17 protein-coding genes are annotated in these 17,161 nt (G+C 66.6%); 8 read left to right on the top strand and 9 right to left on the bottom strand.

Annotated elements, in window-relative coordinates; all coding sequences use genetic code 11:
- The first annotated feature begins 6 nt into the window (after positions 1-6).
- Positions 7-1,197 carry a ParB/RepB/Spo0J family partition protein gene (locus tag LCM32_RS19970; protein WP_224822855.1) on the top strand — a complete coding sequence of 397 codons (1,191 nt, stop codon included), beginning with the start codon at positions 7-9 and terminating at the stop codon, positions 1,195-1,197.
- Positions 1,198-1,581: 384 nt separating this feature from the next.
- Here the strand turns inward: LCM32_RS19970 and LCM32_RS19965 are convergent, their stop codons facing one another.
- Entirely contained in the window at positions 1,582-2,202 is a 621-nt protein-coding gene (locus LCM32_RS19965; RefSeq protein ID WP_224822854.1) for a trimeric intracellular cation channel family protein, read from the bottom strand.
- A gap of 512 nt (positions 2,203-2,714) precedes the next feature.
- Positions 2,715-3,524, bottom strand: a complete 810-nt coding sequence (locus tag LCM32_RS19960; RefSeq protein ID WP_224822853.1) for a phosphodiesterase — start codon at positions 3,522-3,524, stop codon at positions 2,715-2,717.
- 246 nt (positions 3,525-3,770) lie between these two features.
- Here LCM32_RS19960 and LCM32_RS19955 point away from each other — a divergent pair, with 246 nt between their 5' ends.
- The 4 genes from LCM32_RS19955 to LCM32_RS19940 all read left to right on the top strand — a co-directional run bounded on the left by LCM32_RS19955 (position 3,771) and on the right by LCM32_RS19940 (position 8,068).
- Entirely contained in the window at positions 3,771-5,048 is a 1,278-nt protein-coding gene (locus LCM32_RS19955; RefSeq protein ID WP_224822852.1) for an ABC transporter substrate-binding protein, read from the top strand.
- Positions 5,049-5,115: 67 nt separating this feature from the next.
- The gene (locus LCM32_RS19950) at positions 5,116-6,291 is read left to right on the top strand and encodes an ABC transporter ATP-binding protein (protein ID WP_224822851.1); all 1,176 of its coding nucleotides are present in this window, start codon (positions 5,116-5,118) and stop codon (positions 6,289-6,291) included.
- Positions 6,288-7,172, top strand: coding sequence for a carbohydrate ABC transporter permease (locus LCM32_RS19945; protein WP_224822850.1), 885 nt, complete (start codon positions 6,288-6,290; stop codon positions 7,170-7,172). The genes LCM32_RS19950 and LCM32_RS19945 overlap by 4 nt, the downstream gene beginning before the upstream one ends.
- Positions 7,173-7,183: 11 nt before the next feature.
- On the top strand, positions 7,184-8,068 hold the full coding sequence (locus tag LCM32_RS19940) for a carbohydrate ABC transporter permease (protein WP_224822849.1): 885 nt from the start codon (positions 7,184-7,186) through the stop codon (positions 8,066-8,068).
- 60 nt (positions 8,069-8,128) lie between these two features.
- Here the strand turns inward: LCM32_RS19940 and hydA are convergent, their stop codons facing one another.
- From hydA to LCM32_RS19925, 3 genes are read right to left on the bottom strand one after another with little or no spacing between them, the layout of a single operon-like run.
- Entirely contained in the window at positions 8,129-9,523 is a 1,395-nt protein-coding gene (hydA, locus tag LCM32_RS19935; protein WP_224822848.1) for a dihydropyrimidinase, read from the bottom strand.
- A 41-nt stretch (positions 9,524-9,564) separates the two neighbouring features.
- Positions 9,565-10,308, bottom strand: coding sequence for a GntR family transcriptional regulator (locus LCM32_RS19930; protein WP_224822847.1), 744 nt, complete (start codon positions 10,306-10,308; stop codon positions 9,565-9,567).
- On the bottom strand, positions 10,305-11,048 hold the full coding sequence (locus LCM32_RS19925; RefSeq protein ID WP_224822846.1) for an aspartate/glutamate racemase family protein: 744 nt from the start codon (positions 11,046-11,048) through the stop codon (positions 10,305-10,307). The genes LCM32_RS19930 and LCM32_RS19925 overlap by 4 nt, the downstream gene beginning before the upstream one ends.
- Before the next feature lie 296 nt (positions 11,049-11,344).
- Here LCM32_RS19925 and LCM32_RS19920 point away from each other — a divergent pair, with 296 nt between their 5' ends.
- The 3 genes from LCM32_RS19920 to LCM32_RS19910 all read left to right on the top strand — a co-directional run bounded on the left by LCM32_RS19920 (position 11,345) and on the right by LCM32_RS19910 (position 14,383).
- On the top strand, positions 11,345-12,388 hold the full coding sequence (locus LCM32_RS19920) for a TRAP transporter substrate-binding protein (protein ID WP_224822845.1): 1,044 nt from the start codon (positions 11,345-11,347) through the stop codon (positions 12,386-12,388).
- Positions 12,389-12,488: 100 nt separating this feature from the next.
- Positions 12,489-13,085, top strand: coding sequence for a TRAP transporter small permease subunit (locus LCM32_RS19915; protein WP_224822844.1), 597 nt, complete (start codon positions 12,489-12,491; stop codon positions 13,083-13,085).
- Positions 13,082-14,383 (top strand): TRAP transporter large permease, encoded by a 1,302-nt coding sequence (locus LCM32_RS19910; RefSeq protein ID WP_224822843.1) that lies wholly within the window; start codon positions 13,082-13,084, stop codon positions 14,381-14,383. Before LCM32_RS19915 ends, LCM32_RS19910 begins: the two co-directional genes overlap by 4 nt.
- Before the next feature lie 105 nt (positions 14,384-14,488).
- On the opposite strand, the gene LCM32_RS19905 is transcribed toward LCM32_RS19910, so the two are convergent.
- The 4 genes from LCM32_RS19905 to fliL are packed head-to-tail and all read right to left on the bottom strand — an operon-like array spanning position 14,489 to position 16,994.
- Entirely contained in the window at positions 14,489-15,139 is a 651-nt protein-coding gene (locus LCM32_RS19905) for a MotE family protein (RefSeq protein WP_224822842.1), read from the bottom strand.
- Between the two features lie 3 nt (positions 15,140-15,142).
- A complete protein-coding gene (locus tag LCM32_RS19900) occupies positions 15,143-15,505 on the bottom strand; it encodes a flagellar motor switch protein (protein WP_224822841.1) in 363 nt (120 codons plus the stop codon).
- On the bottom strand, positions 15,489-16,457 hold the full coding sequence (locus LCM32_RS19895) for a flagellar motor switch protein FliM (RefSeq protein ID WP_224822840.1): 969 nt from the start codon (positions 16,455-16,457) through the stop codon (positions 15,489-15,491). The genes LCM32_RS19900 and LCM32_RS19895 overlap by 17 nt, the downstream gene beginning before the upstream one ends.
- A gap of 3 nt (positions 16,458-16,460) precedes the next feature.
- Entirely contained in the window at positions 16,461-16,994 is a 534-nt protein-coding gene (gene fliL, locus LCM32_RS19890; RefSeq protein WP_224822839.1) for a flagellar basal body-associated protein FliL, read from the bottom strand.
- Positions 16,995-17,161: the final 167 nt, after the last annotated feature.

Raw genomic sequence — 17,161 nt, 5'->3', positions numbered from 1 at the left:
AGAGCCATGAGCCGCAAACGCCGCATCTTCGACATCTCCATGCCGGAGGAGGACAGCACCCCCTCCGCCGCGCCCGCAGCTGAACCGGCCCCGGCCCCTGAGCCCGAGGCCAAGGCCGAGCCGGATCCGCAGACCTTCCCCGCGGGGAAGGTCGCCCCCGCCGAGGCCCCCCGCGCCGCCCGTCGCGGCCCCATGGCCACGGCCATCGGCGAGACCGCCGACAGCCTCCGCGAACGCCGCGAGGTCGAGGCCCGGATCCGTGCCGAGAATGACCGCCTCGCCCATGAGCACGTCCGCCTCAAGCGACTCGGCCTCGTGGTCGACCTGCTGCCGCTGGATGCGATCCACACCTCCAAGCTGGTCCGGGACCGTGCTGCCGGGCCGGACGAGGAACTGGGCGAGCTGCGCGATTCCATCCGCGCCCTTGGCCTCTCGAACCCGATCCGGGTCGAGGAGGCAGAGGGCGGCCGCTACGAGCTGATCCAGGGCTTCCGCCGCCTCTCGGCCTACCGCGCGCTGCTGGAGGAAACCGGCGACGAAAGCTACGCCACGATCCCCGCCGCGATCACGCCCAAGGGTGAGGGGCTCGACGCGCTCTATCGCCGGATGGTGGATGAGAACCTCGTACGCAAGGACATCTCCTTTGCCGAAATGGCGCAGCTGGCGATCGATTATGCCGCCGATCCGGAGACAGCGACCAGCGACGCCGACAAGGCCGTGGCCGAGCTCTTCAAGTCCGCCGGCTACCAGAAGCGCAGCTACATCCGCAGCTTCATCCGGGTGATCGCGGCCATCGGTCCGCAGCTGCAATTCGCGCCTGAGATTCCCCGCGCCCTCGGCCTCGCGCTTGCCGCGCGGCTGGAGGAGGTCGAGGGTCTGGCCGGGGCCATCGCCGAGGCGCTCGGCCCGCTCGACAACCGCTCGGTCAAGGAAGAGCTGGAGGTGCTGCGCCGCTTCGCCGGGCTGACCGCGCCTGCCGAGGGTCATGTCCCGCCCGCCCGTGCCGGGGTCGCCACGCCCAAGCCCGCGGCCTCCGGTAAGGCCAAGACCAGCTTCCAGTTCGACCGCCGCGAGGGCCGGGCGAAATGCACCGCCGCCAACGGGCGGCTGGAGCTGCGGCTGGATCGGGACTTCTCCACCATTGACCGGCGCAAGCTGGAACAGGCGGTGCGCAAGATGCTCGACCAGCTCGACTGAGGGTCTTCCCCGCGGGGAAGATTGGTCATCAAACAGACCCTGTTGTGGGGATTAGAGACCTCTCCGGCACGGAGGGGTCTCTTTCGTTTGAGGGTCCCGACCGGGGCGGGAGGCCTTCTCGGTCGCGTAGGGCTCTTGCGTTCGAGGCACCCGACCCGGTGGGAGGACCTTCCCCGCGGGGAAGGTTCCGGCTGGCTGGGGCCTCGGGCTGAGGGTCAGTTCCGCCTGCGTGGGCTTCCGAATGAGGCGACAGCCGGGCCATGCCGGGCAAGGCCGCCTTCGGTTCCGGGAGCCATATCCTGCGCCACTGCTTCCCCGACCTTCCCCGCGGGGAAGGTCAGACCCGGGGAAGGCTGTCTCTTAACATAATACGAATCGTGGCGCTCAGGACGATCCCGGCGCCCGGGGCACCTGCCAGCCCCGCCAGTGGCTGACGATCCGGAACAGCGCGCAGAGCAGGACACCCGCCACGCTGGTCCAGAAATCCGGCAGGTCCAGCGCCCGGCCCACCACGACGACGCCTGCGCCAAGCAGGGCGGCGAGGGCATAGATGTCCTCGCGCAGCACGCGGGGCACCTCGGTCACGAGGATGTCGCGCAGGGCGCCGCCGCCCACCGCCGCCACCACGCCGAGCAGCATCGCTGAGAGCGGGTCGAGCCCGTAGAGCAGCGCCTTGCGGCAACTGGCCACCGCAAAGAGCCCGAGGCCGAGCGCGTCGAGCACCATGACCGGACGGTGCATCTTCTCGATCAGCCGGTGCCCGAAGAAGACCACGACGGCAGAGGCGAGCGCGGTGTAGAGGTAGCGCGTGTCGTGCAGCGCGGCGGGGGGCGTGGCGCCCAGCATCAGGTCGCGGACCATGCCGCCCGCCAGTGCAGTGCAGATCGCCAGCACCGCGATGCCGAAGAGATCGAGCTGCCGGCGCACCGCCAGCATCGCGCCCGAGAGCCCGAAGACGAAAGTGCCGAGGAGGTCGAGCGAAAGCCCGACGGGAATGCTGCTCATGTGGGCCCCGCGGTGAAAGGACTCACTCTTCTAAAGGGCGCGGAGGCGGTTGGGAAGCGGGGCAGGGCGGCGACGTTGGGGCGGGGGGCGAATTGGGAGGCGAGCCGGGGGGGGCTGGCTGGTCTTGCCGTCGCGGATCGGCCCGGCGAGGGAGGCGCCTTGCGGCGCTCACTTTGGCGTCGACAGGCCCCCATGCGGGCCGAGGTCAGGAAACGCGGAGGGCAGCAGAAACCCGCGGGGTGGCGCTTCAGCGCCGCCCCATGGGGGCGGGTCGGCGCTGCCCGGCCTGCGGCCGGGCGGGGGGTGGACGGAGGGCGGTACGCTGGGGGCAGATGCAAAACGCCACCCGCGAGGGGTGGCGTTTGTCAGGGCCGTCTGCGATGCCCGGCTCTCGGCTCTCGGCTCTCGGCTCTCGGCTCTCGGCTCTCGGCTCTCGGCTCTCGGCTCTCGGCTCTCAGCGTGTGGAAGGGGAGAAGGGCAGGGGCGGGCGTCGTGTCCGCCCCTTGATCAGATCATGGGCCAGCGCAGAAGGTCGCCGGGGCGATCGTCTGGGCGTCGAGCGTATCCACGCCGTGGCAGGAGAGCAGATCGTCGGTCAGCGTGATGACGGCATAGTTCGGCACGCCGGCGACCCAGTCGGGGGCGGGGTTGAGGAAGTCCTGCCGGAACTGGTGGGTGCAGCCACGGCCCGCGGTGAAGCCGATCCCGTCGCGGGTGGTGCCGGTCAGCGGGATGTGGATGTGGCCGAAGAAGATGTGCCGAACGCCACCGGGATGGGCGCGGAGGATCTCCATCAGCATATTCGCATCATGCATCCCGATGTTGTTGAAATGCGCCATGCCGTGGGCCACGGGCGGATGGTGGATGAAGACGGTCAGCGGGCTCTGGGGGCAGGTGGCGAGTGTTTCGCGCAGCCAGGCCGCACGCTCGGGGCAGAAGCGGCCGCCGATCTCGGTGGTCGAGTTGCTGTCGAGGAAGAGCAGCCGGTCGTCGGAGCCGGGCACCTCCATCATCGACTGGACGAAGCCGTGGCTGTCGACCGGGTGCTGCGGGAAGGCGGCGCGGAAGTTGTCGCGGGCGTCGTGGTTGCCGAGCAGCAGGCGCACCGGCATCGGCAGGTCGGAGAGCAGCGCGTCCAGCTGGGCATAGGCCACCGGGTTGCCGTCCTGCGTCAGGTCGCCGGTGAGGACGACGAGGCCAGCATCCGGATGCGTATGGTTGACGTCGTCGAGCACCCGCTTGAGCCGCGCGGTGGGGTCGAGACCATAGAGCGTCTCGCCCGCAGGCACGAGGTGGGTGTCGGTGATGTGGATGATCTTCATGAGGGGGTCTCCGTTAATGGAGCGCGCCATAGGGCGTTTGCGTAACGGCTTTGCGACGGCGTGGCGATGGCGGCGGGGCAGGGGGCGAAGTTCATGAAGGCGTCACGCAACCGCCATGGAAGCTTTGGAAAACCGTCGCCGTTCCGTCGTGCTTTCCCGGCTAGTGAGCCGCCCATGAGCCGGGGCCATCCCCCGGATCAGCGGTTTCCAAGGCCCCCTCCGGCCCCCGTCACAAAGGAACGACCCATGACCTCGAAGTTCACCCTGGCCGTGGTGGCCACGCTGGCGCTTGCCGGCACCGCCCACGCTAAGACCCAGATCACCTGCCTGACCAACGCCGGCCACCTGAGCCGCCAGCACCAGCCGCTGGCCGAGATGTTCAACGCGATGCAGGACGAGGTCGAGGTGACCTATGCCGCTCCGGCGCAGAACTACTCGGACACGCACCTCAAGCTGATGCGCGCCTCGGCCACCAACACGCTGCCCGATTGCGCCTTCGAGGCCTACAACCAGCTGCCCTCGCTGGCCCGTGCCATGGCGCAGCGCGGCCAGATCGCCGACCTGTCCACGCTGATGGACAAGGAAGAAGCGGGCTGGAAGGACGCGAACTACTCCGAGCAGATGCTGGGCCTGGGCCAGGTGGACGGCGTGCAATACGGCATGCCCTTCAACGCCTCGGTCGTGCAGTGGTACGTCAACGCCGACCTGCTGAAGCAAGCGGGCGTCGAGGTCGAAGACTTCCCCACCGACTGGGACGGCGTGCTGGAACTGGCCGCCAAGGTCGACGCGCTGGGGGACGATATCGACGGCATGTCCTTTGCCGTGGACCAGTGGGGCGATGACTGGATGTTCCAGGTGCTGATCGCCCAGCAGGGCGGCCAGATGCTGAACGACGCGGGCGACACCGTGGCGTTCGACGCGGACGAGCGCAGCCTGAAGGCCATGCAGCTGGCCCGCCGCATGGTGACCGAGGGCGGTTACGACCCGCGCACCGACATCGACACCCAGCTGACCGCCTTCACCTCGGGCAAGATGGGCTTCTACGCGAACTCCCCCGCCTCGGCCAAGCTGATGCAGGAACGCGTGGGCGAAGGCTTTGACCTGCGCTCGATCAAGTTCACCGTCTGGGATGACGCCAACGGCACCCTGCCGACGGGTGGCAACGCGGGCATCATCACCACGCAGGACCCCGAGAAACAGGCGGCTGTCTGGGAATACCTGAAGTTCCTGACCGGCCCGAAAGGTCAGGAGCTGACCGCGAAGAACACCGGCTATCTGCCGACCAACGTGATGTCGCTGGAGGATGAATACCTCGGCGCCTACTACAAGGCCGAGCCCTACTTCGCCACGCCGTCGAGCCAATACGCCCGCGCCGGTGCATGGTGGGGTTACCCGGGCACCCAGTCCGAGAAGATCTGGCGCGACCAGCGGTCCGTCTTCCGCGCCGTGATGCTGGGCGAGACCACCCCCGAGGATGGCGCCGCGCAGGTCAAGGACATCGCTGAACAGCTGATGAAGCGCTGATCGCGCAGAGACCCAAAAGGGCGGGGGCCGGTTCTGGCCCCCGCCTGCTTTTTTACAGGTTCAGGACATGGCACGGCTCACCCTCACCGACATCAAGAAATCCTTTGGCGAAACGCAGGTCCTGAAGGGGATCAGCCTCGATGTGCAGGACGGCGAGTTCCTGTCGCTGGTGGGGGCGTCGGGGTGCGGTAAATCGACCCTGTTACGGATCATTTCGGGGCTCGAGACCGCCGATAGCGGGCGGATCGAGATCGACGGCGTTGCGGTCGATCAGGCCACGCCCAAGGCTCGCAACGTGGCGCTCGTGTTCCAGGACTATGCGCTGTACCCGCATATGAGCGTGGCGCAGAACATGGCGATGCCGCTGGTCATGGGCCGCCTGCCGATGCGGGCGCGTCTGCCCGGCGCGAAATGGGTGACCCCCGGCCATGCCCAGACCCGGCGCGAGATTGCCGCCAAGGTGCAGCAGGTGGCCGAGCAGCTGCGCATTGCGCATCTGCTGGACCGGCGGCCTGCGGCGCTGTCCGGCGGGCAGCGTCAGCGGGTGGCCCTGGGCCGGGCGCTGGTGCGCGATCCCAGCCTCTTCCTGATGGACGAGCCGCTGTCGAACCTCGACGCCAAGCTGCGGGTCGAAGTGCGCCGCGAGATCGTGGAGCTGCATCGCAAGTCGGGGCTGACCTTCGTCTACGTGACCCACGATCAGGTCGAGGCGATGACCATGTCCGACCGGGTGGCGCTGTTGCAGGAGGGGCACCTGTTGCAGGTCGGCCCTCCGGGTGCGCTTTATGGCGATCCGGCCTCGATCGACGTGGCGCGGTTCATCGGCTCGCCGGAGGTGAACCTGCTGCCGGTGCGCGCGGTGGCCGGTGGGCTGCAGCTGGCGGGGCAGGCGCTGCCCGTGGCCAGCGGCCAGCCCGAGGGCACGGACCTGATGCTGGGCATCCGCCCCGAAGCGATCCGTCTGGCCGGCAGCGGCACGGGCCCGTCCTTCGGCCTGCAGGTGGTGCGCCACGGGGTCGAGGATCTGGGCGGCGAGCTGGTGGTGCACGGGGCGCTGGCCCATGCGCCCGACGTGGCCCTGCGCCTGCGGGTGCAGAAGGCGCCCGACGCAAGCGCGCCGCTGCATCTGCCCGAAACCTTCGCGGCCGAGGTGCCGGTGGGTGCCGTGCTGCTCTTCGGGGCGGGTGGTCAGCGGCTGGCCGTGGGGCAGGGGGCCTCGCTGCGCACGGAGGTGCCGGCATGAGCGCGCCCCTTCTGCAACGGCGGCAGGCCCGGCTGGCCTATGCCATGGTGGCCCCGGCCATCGTGTTGATCCTGTTGATCTATATCGGGCCGATGATCGCCGTGGTGCTGGCCTCGCTGACCGATTACACGCTGATCAGCGACTACTGGGAATGGGTCGGTTTCGCCAATTACATCAAGATGTTCGGGGACGCGCAGTTCGGCAACGCGCTGCGCAATACGGCGGTCTATGCGGCGGTCTTCCTGCCCTGCGCCTTCGTCATCCCGCTGTGGCTGGCGATCTCGATCCAGAAGCGCAAGCAGTTCCGCTCGGTCTTCGAGATCCTCTACTTCATGCCCGTGACCTCGACCCTGACGGCGATGGCGCTGGTCTGGTCGGCGCTGATGGACAGCCGGCAGGGCATCCTGAACGAATGGCTGGGCAATATCGGGATCGGGCCGGTGAACTTCCTCGGCTCGCCCGAGGTGGTGCTGTTCTCGCTGGCGGGGATCTCGCTGTGGGCGATCATCGGCTTCAACATGGTGCTGTTCATCGCCGGGCTGACGGCGATCCCGCGCAGCCTCTATGACGCGGCGCGGATCGACGGGGCGGATCACCCGGTGGACGAGTTCCTGCGGGTGACATGGCCTGCGCTTGCGCCGACCTCGGTCTTCGTGGCGGTCACCTCGTCGATCACGGCGTTCAAGCTTTTCGACACGGTGGCGATCCTGACGCAGGGCCAGCCGGCCCATGCCTCGGAGGTGTTCCTCTACCTGACGTTCCTTGAGGGGTTCGAGTATTTCAACATGGGCTACGCGGCGGCGCTGTCGGTCTTCTTCCTGGGCGTGATCTTCGTCTTTGCGCTGATCCAGACCCTGATGGCCGACAAGGCCGCTGAGTGAGGGCTGAGGACATGAGCGATCTGACACATACCCCCGACCTGTCCCTGACCGACCGCATCACGGGTGCGCTGTCGCGCGTCACGCCGGGGCGGATCATCGTCACGCTGCTGCTTCTGCTGGGGGCCTGGCTGATGGTGTTCCCGTTCCTCTGGATGGTCTCGTCGAGCCTGAAGCCGACGTCCGAGGTCTTTGACAGCGATTTCACCCTCTGGCCCAAGACCTTTGCGGGCTGGCAGAACTATTACGACGTGCTGGTGACGCAGCCCTACCTGCGCTACCTGACCAACAGCATGATCGTCTGCGTCGGCATCCTCGTGGTGCAGCTGGCGACCGCGGTGCCTGCGGCCTATGCCCTGGCCAAGCTGAAGTTCCGGGGATCGACCATACTGCTGGGTACGGTGATTGCCTGCCTGACGGTGCCGATCAACGTGACCTCGATCCCGATCTACCTCGGGCTGGTGAAGGCGGGGCTGCTCGACACCTACCTGTCGATGATGTTCCCCTTCCTCGTCTCGGTCTTCGCGATCTTCCTGTTCCGCCAGTTCTTCCGCGCCTATCCGGATTCGATCATTCAGGCGGCGCGGGTGGACGGGTTCACGGAAATCGAGATCGTGCTGCGGCTGATCCTGCCCGCGGCGGTGCCGGCAGCGGCGGCCTTCTCGGTCTTTTCCTTCGTGTCGCACTGGAACGACCTCTACTGGCCGCTGATCGTGGTGCAGAGCCAGGAGAAGATGACCGCGACCCTGTCGATGATGCAGTACAAGTCCACCTTCGACATCAACTATGGCCGGACCTTCGCGGCGGCGACCGTGGTGACGGTGCCGATGCTGCTGGTCTTCCTCTTTGCCCGGCGCGCCTTCGTGCGGGGGATCACCATGTCCGGTGTGAAAGGGTAGGGGGCCTGTCCAAGGCTGAGGAACGCCCGCGCGGGGAGACCCGGCGCGGGCGTTTGCGGTTCAGCCCTGCGTGAAGCCGCGCGAGATATGTTCGCCGTGGCCCTTGGCATCCTGCAGCGCGCCGTCACGGACCACGGTCTTGCCGCGCACCATGGTGGTGACGGGCCAGCCGGTGATCTCCATCCCCTCGTAGGGGGTGTAATCGGCGCCGTCCTGCAGCAGCGCGTGGGTCAGGGTCTGGCGCTTCTCGGGATCCCAGAGCGTGATGTCGGCATCGGCCCCGATGGCGATGGTGCCCTTGCGCGGGTAGAGGCCATAGGTCTTGGCGTGGTTCGTGGCGGTCAGGGCCACGAAACGGTTGATGTCGATCCGGCCCTTCACGACGCCCTCGGAGAAGAGGATCGGCAGGCGCGCGCCGACGCCGGGGATGCCGTTGGGCACCCAGCGGAAGGAGGTGCGGCCCTTGGGGAAGAGCTTGCCCGCCGGATCGTCGTAGCGGAACGGGCTGTGGTCCGAGGAGTAGACGTTGAACACGCCCTGTTGCAGCCCCTCCCAGCAGGCCTTCTGGCTGTCGAGGTCACGGGGCGGCGGGGAGCAGACGTATTTCGCGCCCTCCATGTTCAGCCCGTCGAGGTCATCCTCGGTCAGGACGAGGTATTGCGGGCAGGTCTCGCCCCGGATGTTGAGGCCCCGGGACTGGGCGCGGCGGATTTCTTCCGTCGCCTCGCGGTTGGAGACATGGACGACCATCAGGGGAATGTCCGACAGCTCGGCCAGCGAGATCGCGCGGTGGGTCGCCTCACGCTCCACCACGATGGGACGCGAGGTGGCGTGGTGGCGCGGCGCGGTCATGCCCGCGGCCTCCAGCTGCTCGGTCATGAAGCGGATCATGTCGTAATTCTCGGCGTGGACCATGACGAGGGCGCCGGTGTCGCGGGCCACGGCCATGACCTTGAGCATTTCCATGTCGGTCAGGGCCATGCCCTCGTAGGTCATGAAGACCTTGAAGGAGGTATAGCCGTCGGCCACGAGCGCGGGCAGTTCCTGCCCCAGCACGGAGGGCGTGGGATCGGTGATGATCAGGTGGAAGGACACGTCGGTGTAGCAGGCGCCCTCGGCCTTGGCGTGGTAGTCGGTGACCGCCTGCCGCAGGCTGTCGCCGCGTTCCTGCAGGCAGAAGGGCAGCAGCATCGTATTGCCGCCGATCACGGCGGAGCGGGTGGCGCTTTCGAAATCATCCGCCATGACGATCCCCTCGCCCGAGGGCTGGGAAATATGGACGTGGCTGTCGATCCCGCCGGGCAGCACCCAGAGGCCCGAGGCGTCGATCACCTCTGCCGCCTCGCCCAGATCATGGCCGAGGGCCACGATCTTGCCGTCGCGGATCGCGATGTCGCTGTCGAAAGTATCGCTGGCGGTCGAGACGCGGCCACCGCGGATGATCGTGTCGTACATGTCGGGCTCCTGTCCGATGGGCTGTCCGGGTGTCCGGGGTGTCAGCCGGGCTGGTCGAGCTGGGCCACGGCGCGTTGCATCGCGTCGCAGGTCTTCTGGTTGTGCGCCTCGAGCCGCGCGGCAAGGTCGAGCGGCGTGCGGGCGCGCAGGGCGATCATGATCTGTTCGTGTTCGGCAAAGGATTCCTCGATCCGCGAGAAACTGTCGTTCACGAGGAAGCGGAAGCGCCAGATCTTCTGTTGCAGGATGTCGTAGCTCTGCATCAGCTCGGCGTTGCGCGTGGCCTCGGCGAGGCCCTTGTGGAAGTCGTAGTTGAGCTGCGTGTAGGAGGCGAGGTTTCCGGACGCCAGCGTATCGTTCAGCGCGTGGTGCAGGGTGGACAGGCGGGTGAGCTCTGCCTCGGTCGCGCGGTCGGCCGCCGTCAGGCCGATGAGCCGTTCGAGCGCGCCCTTGAGTTCGAAGATCGGGGCGATCTGGCCCGGGTCCAGCGGGGCGAGGATGGCGCCGCGGTTCGGGCGCAGCTGGATGAACCCCTCGGAGGCGAGCACCTTGAGCGCCTCGCGCAGCGGCGTGCGGGAGACGCCGAACCGCTGGCAGAGCTCTGCCTCGGGGATGCGCTGACCGGCGGCGAGGCCGCCCTCGATCAGGAGGTTTCGGATATTGGCCACAAGCGTCTGGTGCAGGGTTCCGGCCTCGGTCTGGGTCTCAGGCTGGGTCTCGCTCCGGGTCTCGGTCTTGTCCTGTGCCTCCATCCGCGGGCCTTTCGTCGTCAAGTCAGGGATCATTGCCGGAACATCATGCCGAAATCGGCCAGCGGCTCCATGGGAATATCGAGCGCGTCGAGCGTGCCCCAGAGGGTGAAGGCGACGGAGTCGAGCACGGGGATGCGCAGTTCCGCCTCCAGCCCGGCGGCGACGAGGGGGCCGCGCATGTTGGTGCAGAGGATGACGATGGCGTCGGGCTTCGCGGCGGCGACCTCGCGGCACATGGTGGCGATCGTGTCTTCCTCGACCGTGGCGAAGGAGAAATTGTCGCTGAGCCCCGCGTGGCGTTCGGCCACCGTCTCGATCCCGAGGGCGGCGTAATTGGCGATGATGCGGTCCTGCACGTCCTGCGTATAGGGCGTGACGAGGGCGATCCTGGCCGCGCCGAGCTTGCCGAGCAATTTGTTGAGCGCAAGGACGGCGGTGGTGGCGGGCTTGCCGGTGTGGGCGCTGATCGCTGCGCAAAGGGTTTCGTCCGTCTGAAAGCCAAGCCAGCTGGCCGAGGTGCCATTCCACGCGATGAGATCGGGCCGGGCGTCGTTCAAGAGGTCTGCGGCGGCGAGGATCGGCGCGAGGGAGAACTGATCGTCGGAGCCTTCGTCGAGCGCGATGCGCGTGACCCGGAACCGCCCGTAATGCACCGAGACCTGCGGGAAGAGCGGCCACGCGAGGTGGTTCGTATAGGGCTCCACCACCGTGTTGGAGGAGGGCGTCAGCATGCCGATCAGCTTCGGACGGGGCAGGGCAGGGCGATTTTGCATTCAAAATTCCGGTTATTCATGGGCGCCGACAGAGACCTTGCAGGGCCCCGGCGTGCTGGACCTGCGCTGAGTGTTGCGGTGTCAGGGGGGAGAATCGCAAGCTGTTTCCGGTATTGGATACAATCTTGAGACATGAAACGGGCATATTTTAAGCGTTTTGCCTCGAAATCCGATGATTGTGGCAGCAGCGGGCGAAGAATCCGCTTTTTCCGCATCCGCCGCCATGAACGGGTTTGCCGGGTTACCTGCGATCTGCAAGCGTCACGTCAGAAATGAATGCAAAAACGGGGAGACTCATGCGTAAACTCATCACCTCCACGCTGCTGTCGGCAGCGCTGATTGCCACCGCGGGCGTTGCCGCGGCTCAGACCGACCTGCGGGTCGCGGGCAACTTTTCCCAGAACAAGAAGCACATCGCCATCGAGCAGGCCTTCTTCGAGAACCTGAAGGACGAGTCCGGCGTCGACGTGGCCGTGAACTACAACCCGATGGATGTCGTGGGCGTGAAGGCCCCTGACGCGCTGCGCATGCTGCGCTCGGGCGCGTTCGACATCATGTCGGTGCAGATCGGCATGGCCTCGCGCGATGACCCGTTCTTCGAGGGGGTCGACCTGATCGGCGTGGCCACCGACATGACCAAGCTGCGCGAAGTGGTCGACGCCTACCGCGACGTCTTCGACAAGCGCCTGCAGGAGAAGTTCAACGCCAAGGTGCTGACCATCTGGCCGTTCGGCCCGCAGGTCTTCTACTGCAATGCCGAGATCGAGAGCCTTGCCGATCTGAACGGCCTCAAGATCCGCTCCTTCACGCCCTCCATGTCCGCGATGCTGGAAGCGCTCGGCGCGACGCCGGTGACGCTGCAGTTCTCGGAAGTCTACCCGGCGCTTCAGCGCGGCGTGGCCTCCTGCGGCGTGACCTCGCCCACCTCGGGCAACACCGGCAACTGGCCGGAAGTGACCACCCACCAGCTGCCGCTGTCGGTTTCGGGCGGGGTGCAGGGCCACTTCATCAACCTCGACACCTGGAACAGCTTCTCGGACGAGCAGAAGGCCGAGCTGGAAACCGCGTTCAAGGGGCTTGAGACCTCGCTGTGGGATCTGGCGATCAACACCAACGGCGACGCGCTGGATTGCAACGTGGGCGCGGACAGCTGCACCGACCACAAGAAGTTCGGCATGAAGCTGGTGGAGATCAACGACGCGGACGTGGCGAAGATCAAGGAAATCGCCCAGACCGTCGTGCTGCCGATGTGGAAGGACACCTGCAACGCGGTGGACCCGAACTGCTCGGCCACGTGGAACGAGACCGCGGGCAAGGCCGCTGGCCTGACCATCGAGTGAGCCTGAGCGCCACGTGACAGGGCGGGGCTGCCTTCGGGCGGCCCCGCAGATCTGACGGGCGCGGGAGAGGTTTCGCCGCGCCGAAGGGAAGGGACGAAGGATGTCGACCGAGTCAAAGGTGACGCGCGCCTTGCTGCCGCTGTCGCGGATCATGGCGCTGATCGCGGGATATGCGCTGCTGGCGCTGAGCCTGCTGATCGCGCTGGAAATCCTGCTGCGGCGGTTCGCGAACATGTCCCTTCAGGGCAGCGACGAGATGGGCGGCTACGTGCTGGCGATCCTCGCGGCCTTCGGGTTTTCCTATGCGCTGCTGGAGCGCGCGCACACGCGGGTGGAGATCCTCGTGGAGCGGGTGCCGGGCCGGATGGCGGCGGCGCTGAACCTGCTGGCCTTGGTGGGCATCATGGTGATGGCGCTCTTCATCGCGTGGCGCGGATGGGCGGCGCTGGCCGAGAGCATCGACTACAAGTCGCTGTCCGGCACGCCGCTGATGACGCCGCTGTGGATGCCGCAATCGGTCTGGGTGGCGGGGCTGCTGTTCTTTGCCGTCGTCTCGACCATCGTGACACTGCACGCGGCCTATCTGTTCGTCACCAACTGGCCGCTGGTGAACCGCCTCTATGGCATCAAGAGCCTTGAGGAAATCATGGACGAGGAACAGGTCGACGGATCGACCCGCCGGGAGCGCAAGGCATGATCGGGGTCGGAGGTGCCGTTCTCGGCTTTGTCATGATGCTGACCATGATGCTGATCGGCCTGCCGGTGGCGGTGGCGATGTTCCTGACCGCGCTGATCGGGGCCTGGACCCTGATGGGCTGGCCGGTGCTGACCACCTTTGGCAGCCAGATGTGGAGCGGTCAGAACGATTTCATCCTGACGGCGATCCCGCTTTTCGTCTTCCTTGGCGAGATCCTCGTGCGCTCGGGCGTGGCCGAGGGTCTCTATCGCTCGCTGTCGGACTGGTTGCGGCGCCTGCCGGGCGGACTGCTGCATTCGAACATCGGGGCGAGCACGTTCTTTGCCGCGGTCTCTGGCTCTTCCGTGGCGACGGCGGCGACCATCGGGAACGTGGCGCTGCCGATCCTCGCGGAGCGGAAATATGACGAGCGGTTGACCGCGGGCACGATTGCCGCGGGCGCGACGCTGGGGATCCTGATCCCGCCTTCGATCAACATGATCATCTACGGCTCGATGACGAATACCTCCATCGGGCAGCTCTTTGCCGCCGGTCTGGTGCCGGGCATCCTGCTGACGGGTTGTTTCATGGCGCTGATCATCGGGATCGCGCTGGTGAAGCCCGGCGTTGCGGGCCCGGTGATGCCCGCGCGGCCGTGGAACGAGAAGCTGCGCAACCTGCTGGACGTGCTGCCGCCGCTGGTGATCTTCGCCGTGGTCATGGGCGTGATCTATGCCGGTTGGGCGACGCCTACGGAATCCGCCGCCATCGGCGTGGTCGCGGCGCTGGCCGTGGCGCTGTTTCGGCGCAAGCTGACGCTGCCTCTGCTGCACGAGGCGATGATTTCGACGGTGCGGATCTCCTCGATGATCCTGCTGATCATGGTGGGCGCGCAGTTCCTGAACTTCGTCATCGGGATGCTGGGCATTCCGCAGGCGCTGACCCGGGCGGTGGCGAACACGGGCGCGGGGCCGCTGGGGATCCTGCTGCTGCTGATGGTGTTCTACCTCGTGCTCGGCTGCTTCATGGAGACGCTGTCGATGATGATCGCGACCCTGCCGGTGGTGTTCCCGCTGGTGCTGCACATGGGGATCGACCCGGTGTGGTTCGGCATCTTCCTTGTCCTGATGATGGAGATCGGGCTGATCACGCCGCCCATCGGGATGAACCTCTACATCGTGCAGGGCGTGCGGATGCGGGGCTCGATCATGGACGTGATCTGGGGCGCGCTGCCCTTCGTCCTGATGATGCTGGCCTTCACGCTGCTGCTGATCGCCTGGCCGTCGATGGTGCTGTGGCTGCCGGGGCTGTTGTTCTGAGCGGCGCGGTAACGGAATTTACATAATTCGGGTTACGCGAAAAAAGAAGACGGCCGCCAGGGTGGGTGTTGGCGGCCGTCTCTCGTTCCCCGGGCTTGGGGTCGATCAGAGTTTGAGGTTGTCGAGTCTCTGATCTCCGGGGAGTTTCGAACGTTCCATGATAATGCGCGAGATCGCCCGCGCCCGCGTGGGGTTGAGGGCGGCGAGGATCGGCGCGGCGTCGCGTTCGTTCATCGTGCCGAGGACCATGACCGAGACCTCGATGTCGAGTTCGTCCATGATCGCGGCGGCGTCCTTGGGTTTCATGTTGGAGTAGAGCGCCACGAGGCGATCCACATCCGCGGTATGGGCGGCCTCTGCCCTGTCGAGCATGGCCACGACCTCGGTCTTGAGATCGCCCAGTTGGGCGCGCTCCTGTGCGAGGGCTTCGCCGGCGAGGTCCAGTTCAGAGGCGCGCTGTGCCAGCTGGTCCTTCTGCTCTTCCAGCAGGGAACGTTCCTCGCGGATCGCGCGCAGCATGTCCTCGGGCACCCCGCAGGAGCTGTCGAGCGCGGCCTTGATCTGCTGTGCCTCGGCCACCGGCGCAGGTTCGGGCGGCTTGGCGGGCCCCGCGGCAGAGGCGCGGGACACGAAGAGCATGTCCACCGGCGTCGACGGCAGCGCGGCGGGATCGGTGGTCAGCGTCATACCGGCCTTCACCACGCCCGTGAGCGCGAGGGCACCGATGATGATCGCGAAGGGACGGGGCCGCCACATGGATCAGACGCCCCGCTGTGCGGTCTCGAAGAAGCCGCGCACGAGGTCCGACTTGCCGCGCAGGCGGGCCACGCCGGTGGGCGCGCGTTGCGGATCGCGGACCGAGCGGAAGGAGAGCGTGGCCGGTTCGCTGCGGGCCTCGGGGGCGGCATGGGTGCGGCGCGGCTCGGAGATGTCGGTGGCCATGGTCTTCATCTGGGTGACCGACTTCTCGGACCGGTCCACGGCCTCGGAGAAATTGGCGACCAGCGGCTGCATGTCGCGCAGCGCGGCCATCAGCATCCGCACCCGGCGGTCGACGAGGAAGGCGTAAATCAGCGTACCGGCCAGAAGTGCCAGGATGATCATATCAATCAGGAACGACATCGGAGAACCCACCCTCTTTCATGTCTTTTGCGTTGTCGAAATCTTCGGTCACGCGCAGCGCGACCGACCCGTTCTTGCGCCGGCCCATGGCGGCCCGGAACATCTTCTTGCCGGAGCAGGTCACCGTCACTTCGTGTTCGGAGTCGATGCCCAGGTCGAGGACCTGCCCGCGCTTCCACTGCAGCACGGAGGTCAGCGGCAGCACGGGTTCGTGCAGGACCGCGGCAAGCGTCACGCTGGTGTCGGAGATCTGATCCGTCAGCAGGGCCCGCCAGGCGTCATCCCCCCCAAGCTGTCCGCCCCGGAAGGCTTGCGCCAGCGTGGGGCGGACCTTGTCGATGGCGTTATTGGGGATGACGAAGGAGAGTTTGCCGACGCGTTCGTCCAGCGTGATCTTGTAGGTGATGCGCACGCAGGGGCTGCCCGGCGGTGCGAGGACCAGCGTATGGGGGTTGCCCTCCATGTGGTCGATGGTGAAATCGTTGTCGCTGAGCTGCGAGAAGGCGGTCGAGAGTTCCCGCAGGATGACCTCGCAGATATTGGTGCCGAGGCGGCGTTCGATCGCGGTGAAGCTACGCGGCGCCCAGTCGGAGCCCTTCACGGTACGCCCGCCCAGCATGATCTCCAGCGCGGTGAAGAGCAGATCGGGGTCGAGGACGGTCGCGATCTCGCTGTCCCACTCGGAGGCCTGGGTGATCGCCACCAGCCCGTTGGCCGAGAGCCCTTCGAGCGCCTCGGAATAGGGCATGTATTCGAAGCCTTCCAGCTCGGCATCCGCCAGCACGCCGCAGTAGCTTTTCAGCGCGGGGCCGAGGGAGAGCGCGAAACGGTCGAAGATCACCTCGAGCAGCGGCAGCCGCTCGTAGGAGAGCTTGGCCATCTGGATGATCTGCTCCTCGATGGGGGCGCCGTTCAGCTCTTCGGGAGGGGTCGGACGGGTAATCTCAGCCATGGCTCACTGCACGATCAGGTCGGAGACGAGGAGTTCCTGCGGGGCGTCGCTGCCGGTGACGGCGCGGGCGCGGCGCAGGAGTTCGGTCTTGAGGGTGGTCAGCCCGTAGGTGCCCTGCAGGTCGGCCTCGTTCAGCTGGCGCAGGTAATCCTGGAAGCTGTCGCGGAGGTAGAGCTTGCGGGCCTCGACATCATCGGCGCCCGGCAGGGCGGCATCATAGACGAGGGCGACGTTCAGCTTGAGGAAGCGCGTGGTGCGGCGTCCGGTGGCGGTGGTCGAGGTGATGTTGACGATCATCTCCTTGAAGGGCGTCACCGTCATCTCGTCGCCCGGGGCCGCGCCGTGACCGCCACCATGGCCCGTGTCGGCCTGAGCCGCGCCGTGATCATTGGTGGCGTGTTCTTCTGCGGGGGCGTCTTCCGGCTCGGGCAGGTCTTCGCCCTGGATAAAGGCGAGGAAGGTTGCCGGCCCCATGGAGATCGCCATGCCGCCTGCGATCCCCAGAGCGGAGAGCAGCAGGAGGAGAATAGGCATCATGATCCGGCGGCCCAGCGACCGCTTTGCAGGTGCCCCTCCGGACGAGTCTTGCGCCTCTGCCATCGAATATGCCCGTTCATGTATAGCTGTTGATTACAATGCAGATTAATTGTCTCTTAAGCAAGTATAAATTGTAAACTGTGCTTGCGCAGCAAGGATTAATCCGG

This window comes from Pseudooceanicola nanhaiensis (assembly GCF_020171315.1).
Lineage (GTDB): Bacteria > Pseudomonadota > Alphaproteobacteria > Rhodobacterales > Rhodobacteraceae > Pseudooceanicola > Pseudooceanicola nanhaiensis_A.
Note: the sequence above shows the minus strand (reverse complement) of the source record. Positions and strands in the feature narration are given on the sequence as shown.

What these genes read in the sequence shown, in the direction of transcription:
- LCM32_RS19955 (WP_224822852.1), top strand. Translation starts at nt 3,771, where the DNA reads ATGACCTCGAAGTTCACCCTGGCCGTGGTGGCCACGCTGGCGCTTGCC.
- LCM32_RS19915 (WP_224822844.1), top strand. Translation starts at nt 12,489, where the DNA reads ATGTCGACCGAGTCAAAGGTGACGCGCGCCTTGCTGCCGCTGTCGCGG.
- hydA (WP_224822848.1), bottom strand. Translation starts at nt 9,523, where the DNA reads ATGTACGACACGATCATCCGCGGTGGCCGCGTCTCGACCGCCAGCGAT.
- LCM32_RS19910 (WP_224822843.1), top strand. Translation starts at nt 13,082, where the DNA reads ATGATCGGGGTCGGAGGTGCCGTTCTCGGCTTTGTCATGATGCTGACC.
- LCM32_RS19905 (WP_224822842.1), bottom strand. Translation starts at nt 15,139, where the DNA reads ATGTGGCGGCCCCGTCCCTTCGCGATCATCATCGGTGCCCTCGCGCTC.
- LCM32_RS19930 (WP_224822847.1), bottom strand. Translation starts at nt 10,308, where the DNA reads ATGATCCCTGACTTGACGACGAAAGGCCCGCGGATGGAGGCACAGGAC.
- LCM32_RS19925 (WP_224822846.1), bottom strand. Translation starts at nt 11,048, where the DNA reads ATGCAAAATCGCCCTGCCCTGCCCCGTCCGAAGCTGATCGGCATGCTG.
- LCM32_RS19900 (WP_224822841.1), bottom strand. Translation starts at nt 15,505, where the DNA reads ATGTCGTTCCTGATTGATATGATCATCCTGGCACTTCTGGCCGGTACG.
- LCM32_RS19945 (WP_224822850.1), top strand. Translation starts at nt 6,288, where the DNA reads ATGAGCGCGCCCCTTCTGCAACGGCGGCAGGCCCGGCTGGCCTATGCC.
- LCM32_RS19960 (WP_224822853.1), bottom strand. Translation starts at nt 3,524, where the DNA reads ATGAAGATCATCCACATCACCGACACCCACCTCGTGCCTGCGGGCGAG.
- LCM32_RS19895 (WP_224822840.1), bottom strand. Translation starts at nt 16,457, where the DNA reads ATGGCTGAGATTACCCGTCCGACCCCTCCCGAAGAGCTGAACGGCGCC.
- LCM32_RS19970 (WP_224822855.1), top strand. Translation starts at nt 7, where the DNA reads ATGAGCCGCAAACGCCGCATCTTCGACATCTCCATGCCGGAGGAGGAC.
- LCM32_RS19950 (WP_224822851.1), top strand. Translation starts at nt 5,116, where the DNA reads ATGGCACGGCTCACCCTCACCGACATCAAGAAATCCTTTGGCGAAACG.
- LCM32_RS19940 (WP_224822849.1), top strand. Translation starts at nt 7,184, where the DNA reads ATGAGCGATCTGACACATACCCCCGACCTGTCCCTGACCGACCGCATC.
- LCM32_RS19920 (WP_224822845.1), top strand. Translation starts at nt 11,345, where the DNA reads ATGCGTAAACTCATCACCTCCACGCTGCTGTCGGCAGCGCTGATTGCC.
- fliL (WP_224822839.1), bottom strand. Translation starts at nt 16,994, where the DNA reads ATGATGCCTATTCTCCTCCTGCTGCTCTCCGCTCTGGGGATCGCAGGC.
- LCM32_RS19965 (WP_224822854.1), bottom strand. Translation starts at nt 2,202, where the DNA reads ATGAGCAGCATTCCCGTCGGGCTTTCGCTCGACCTCCTCGGCACTTTC.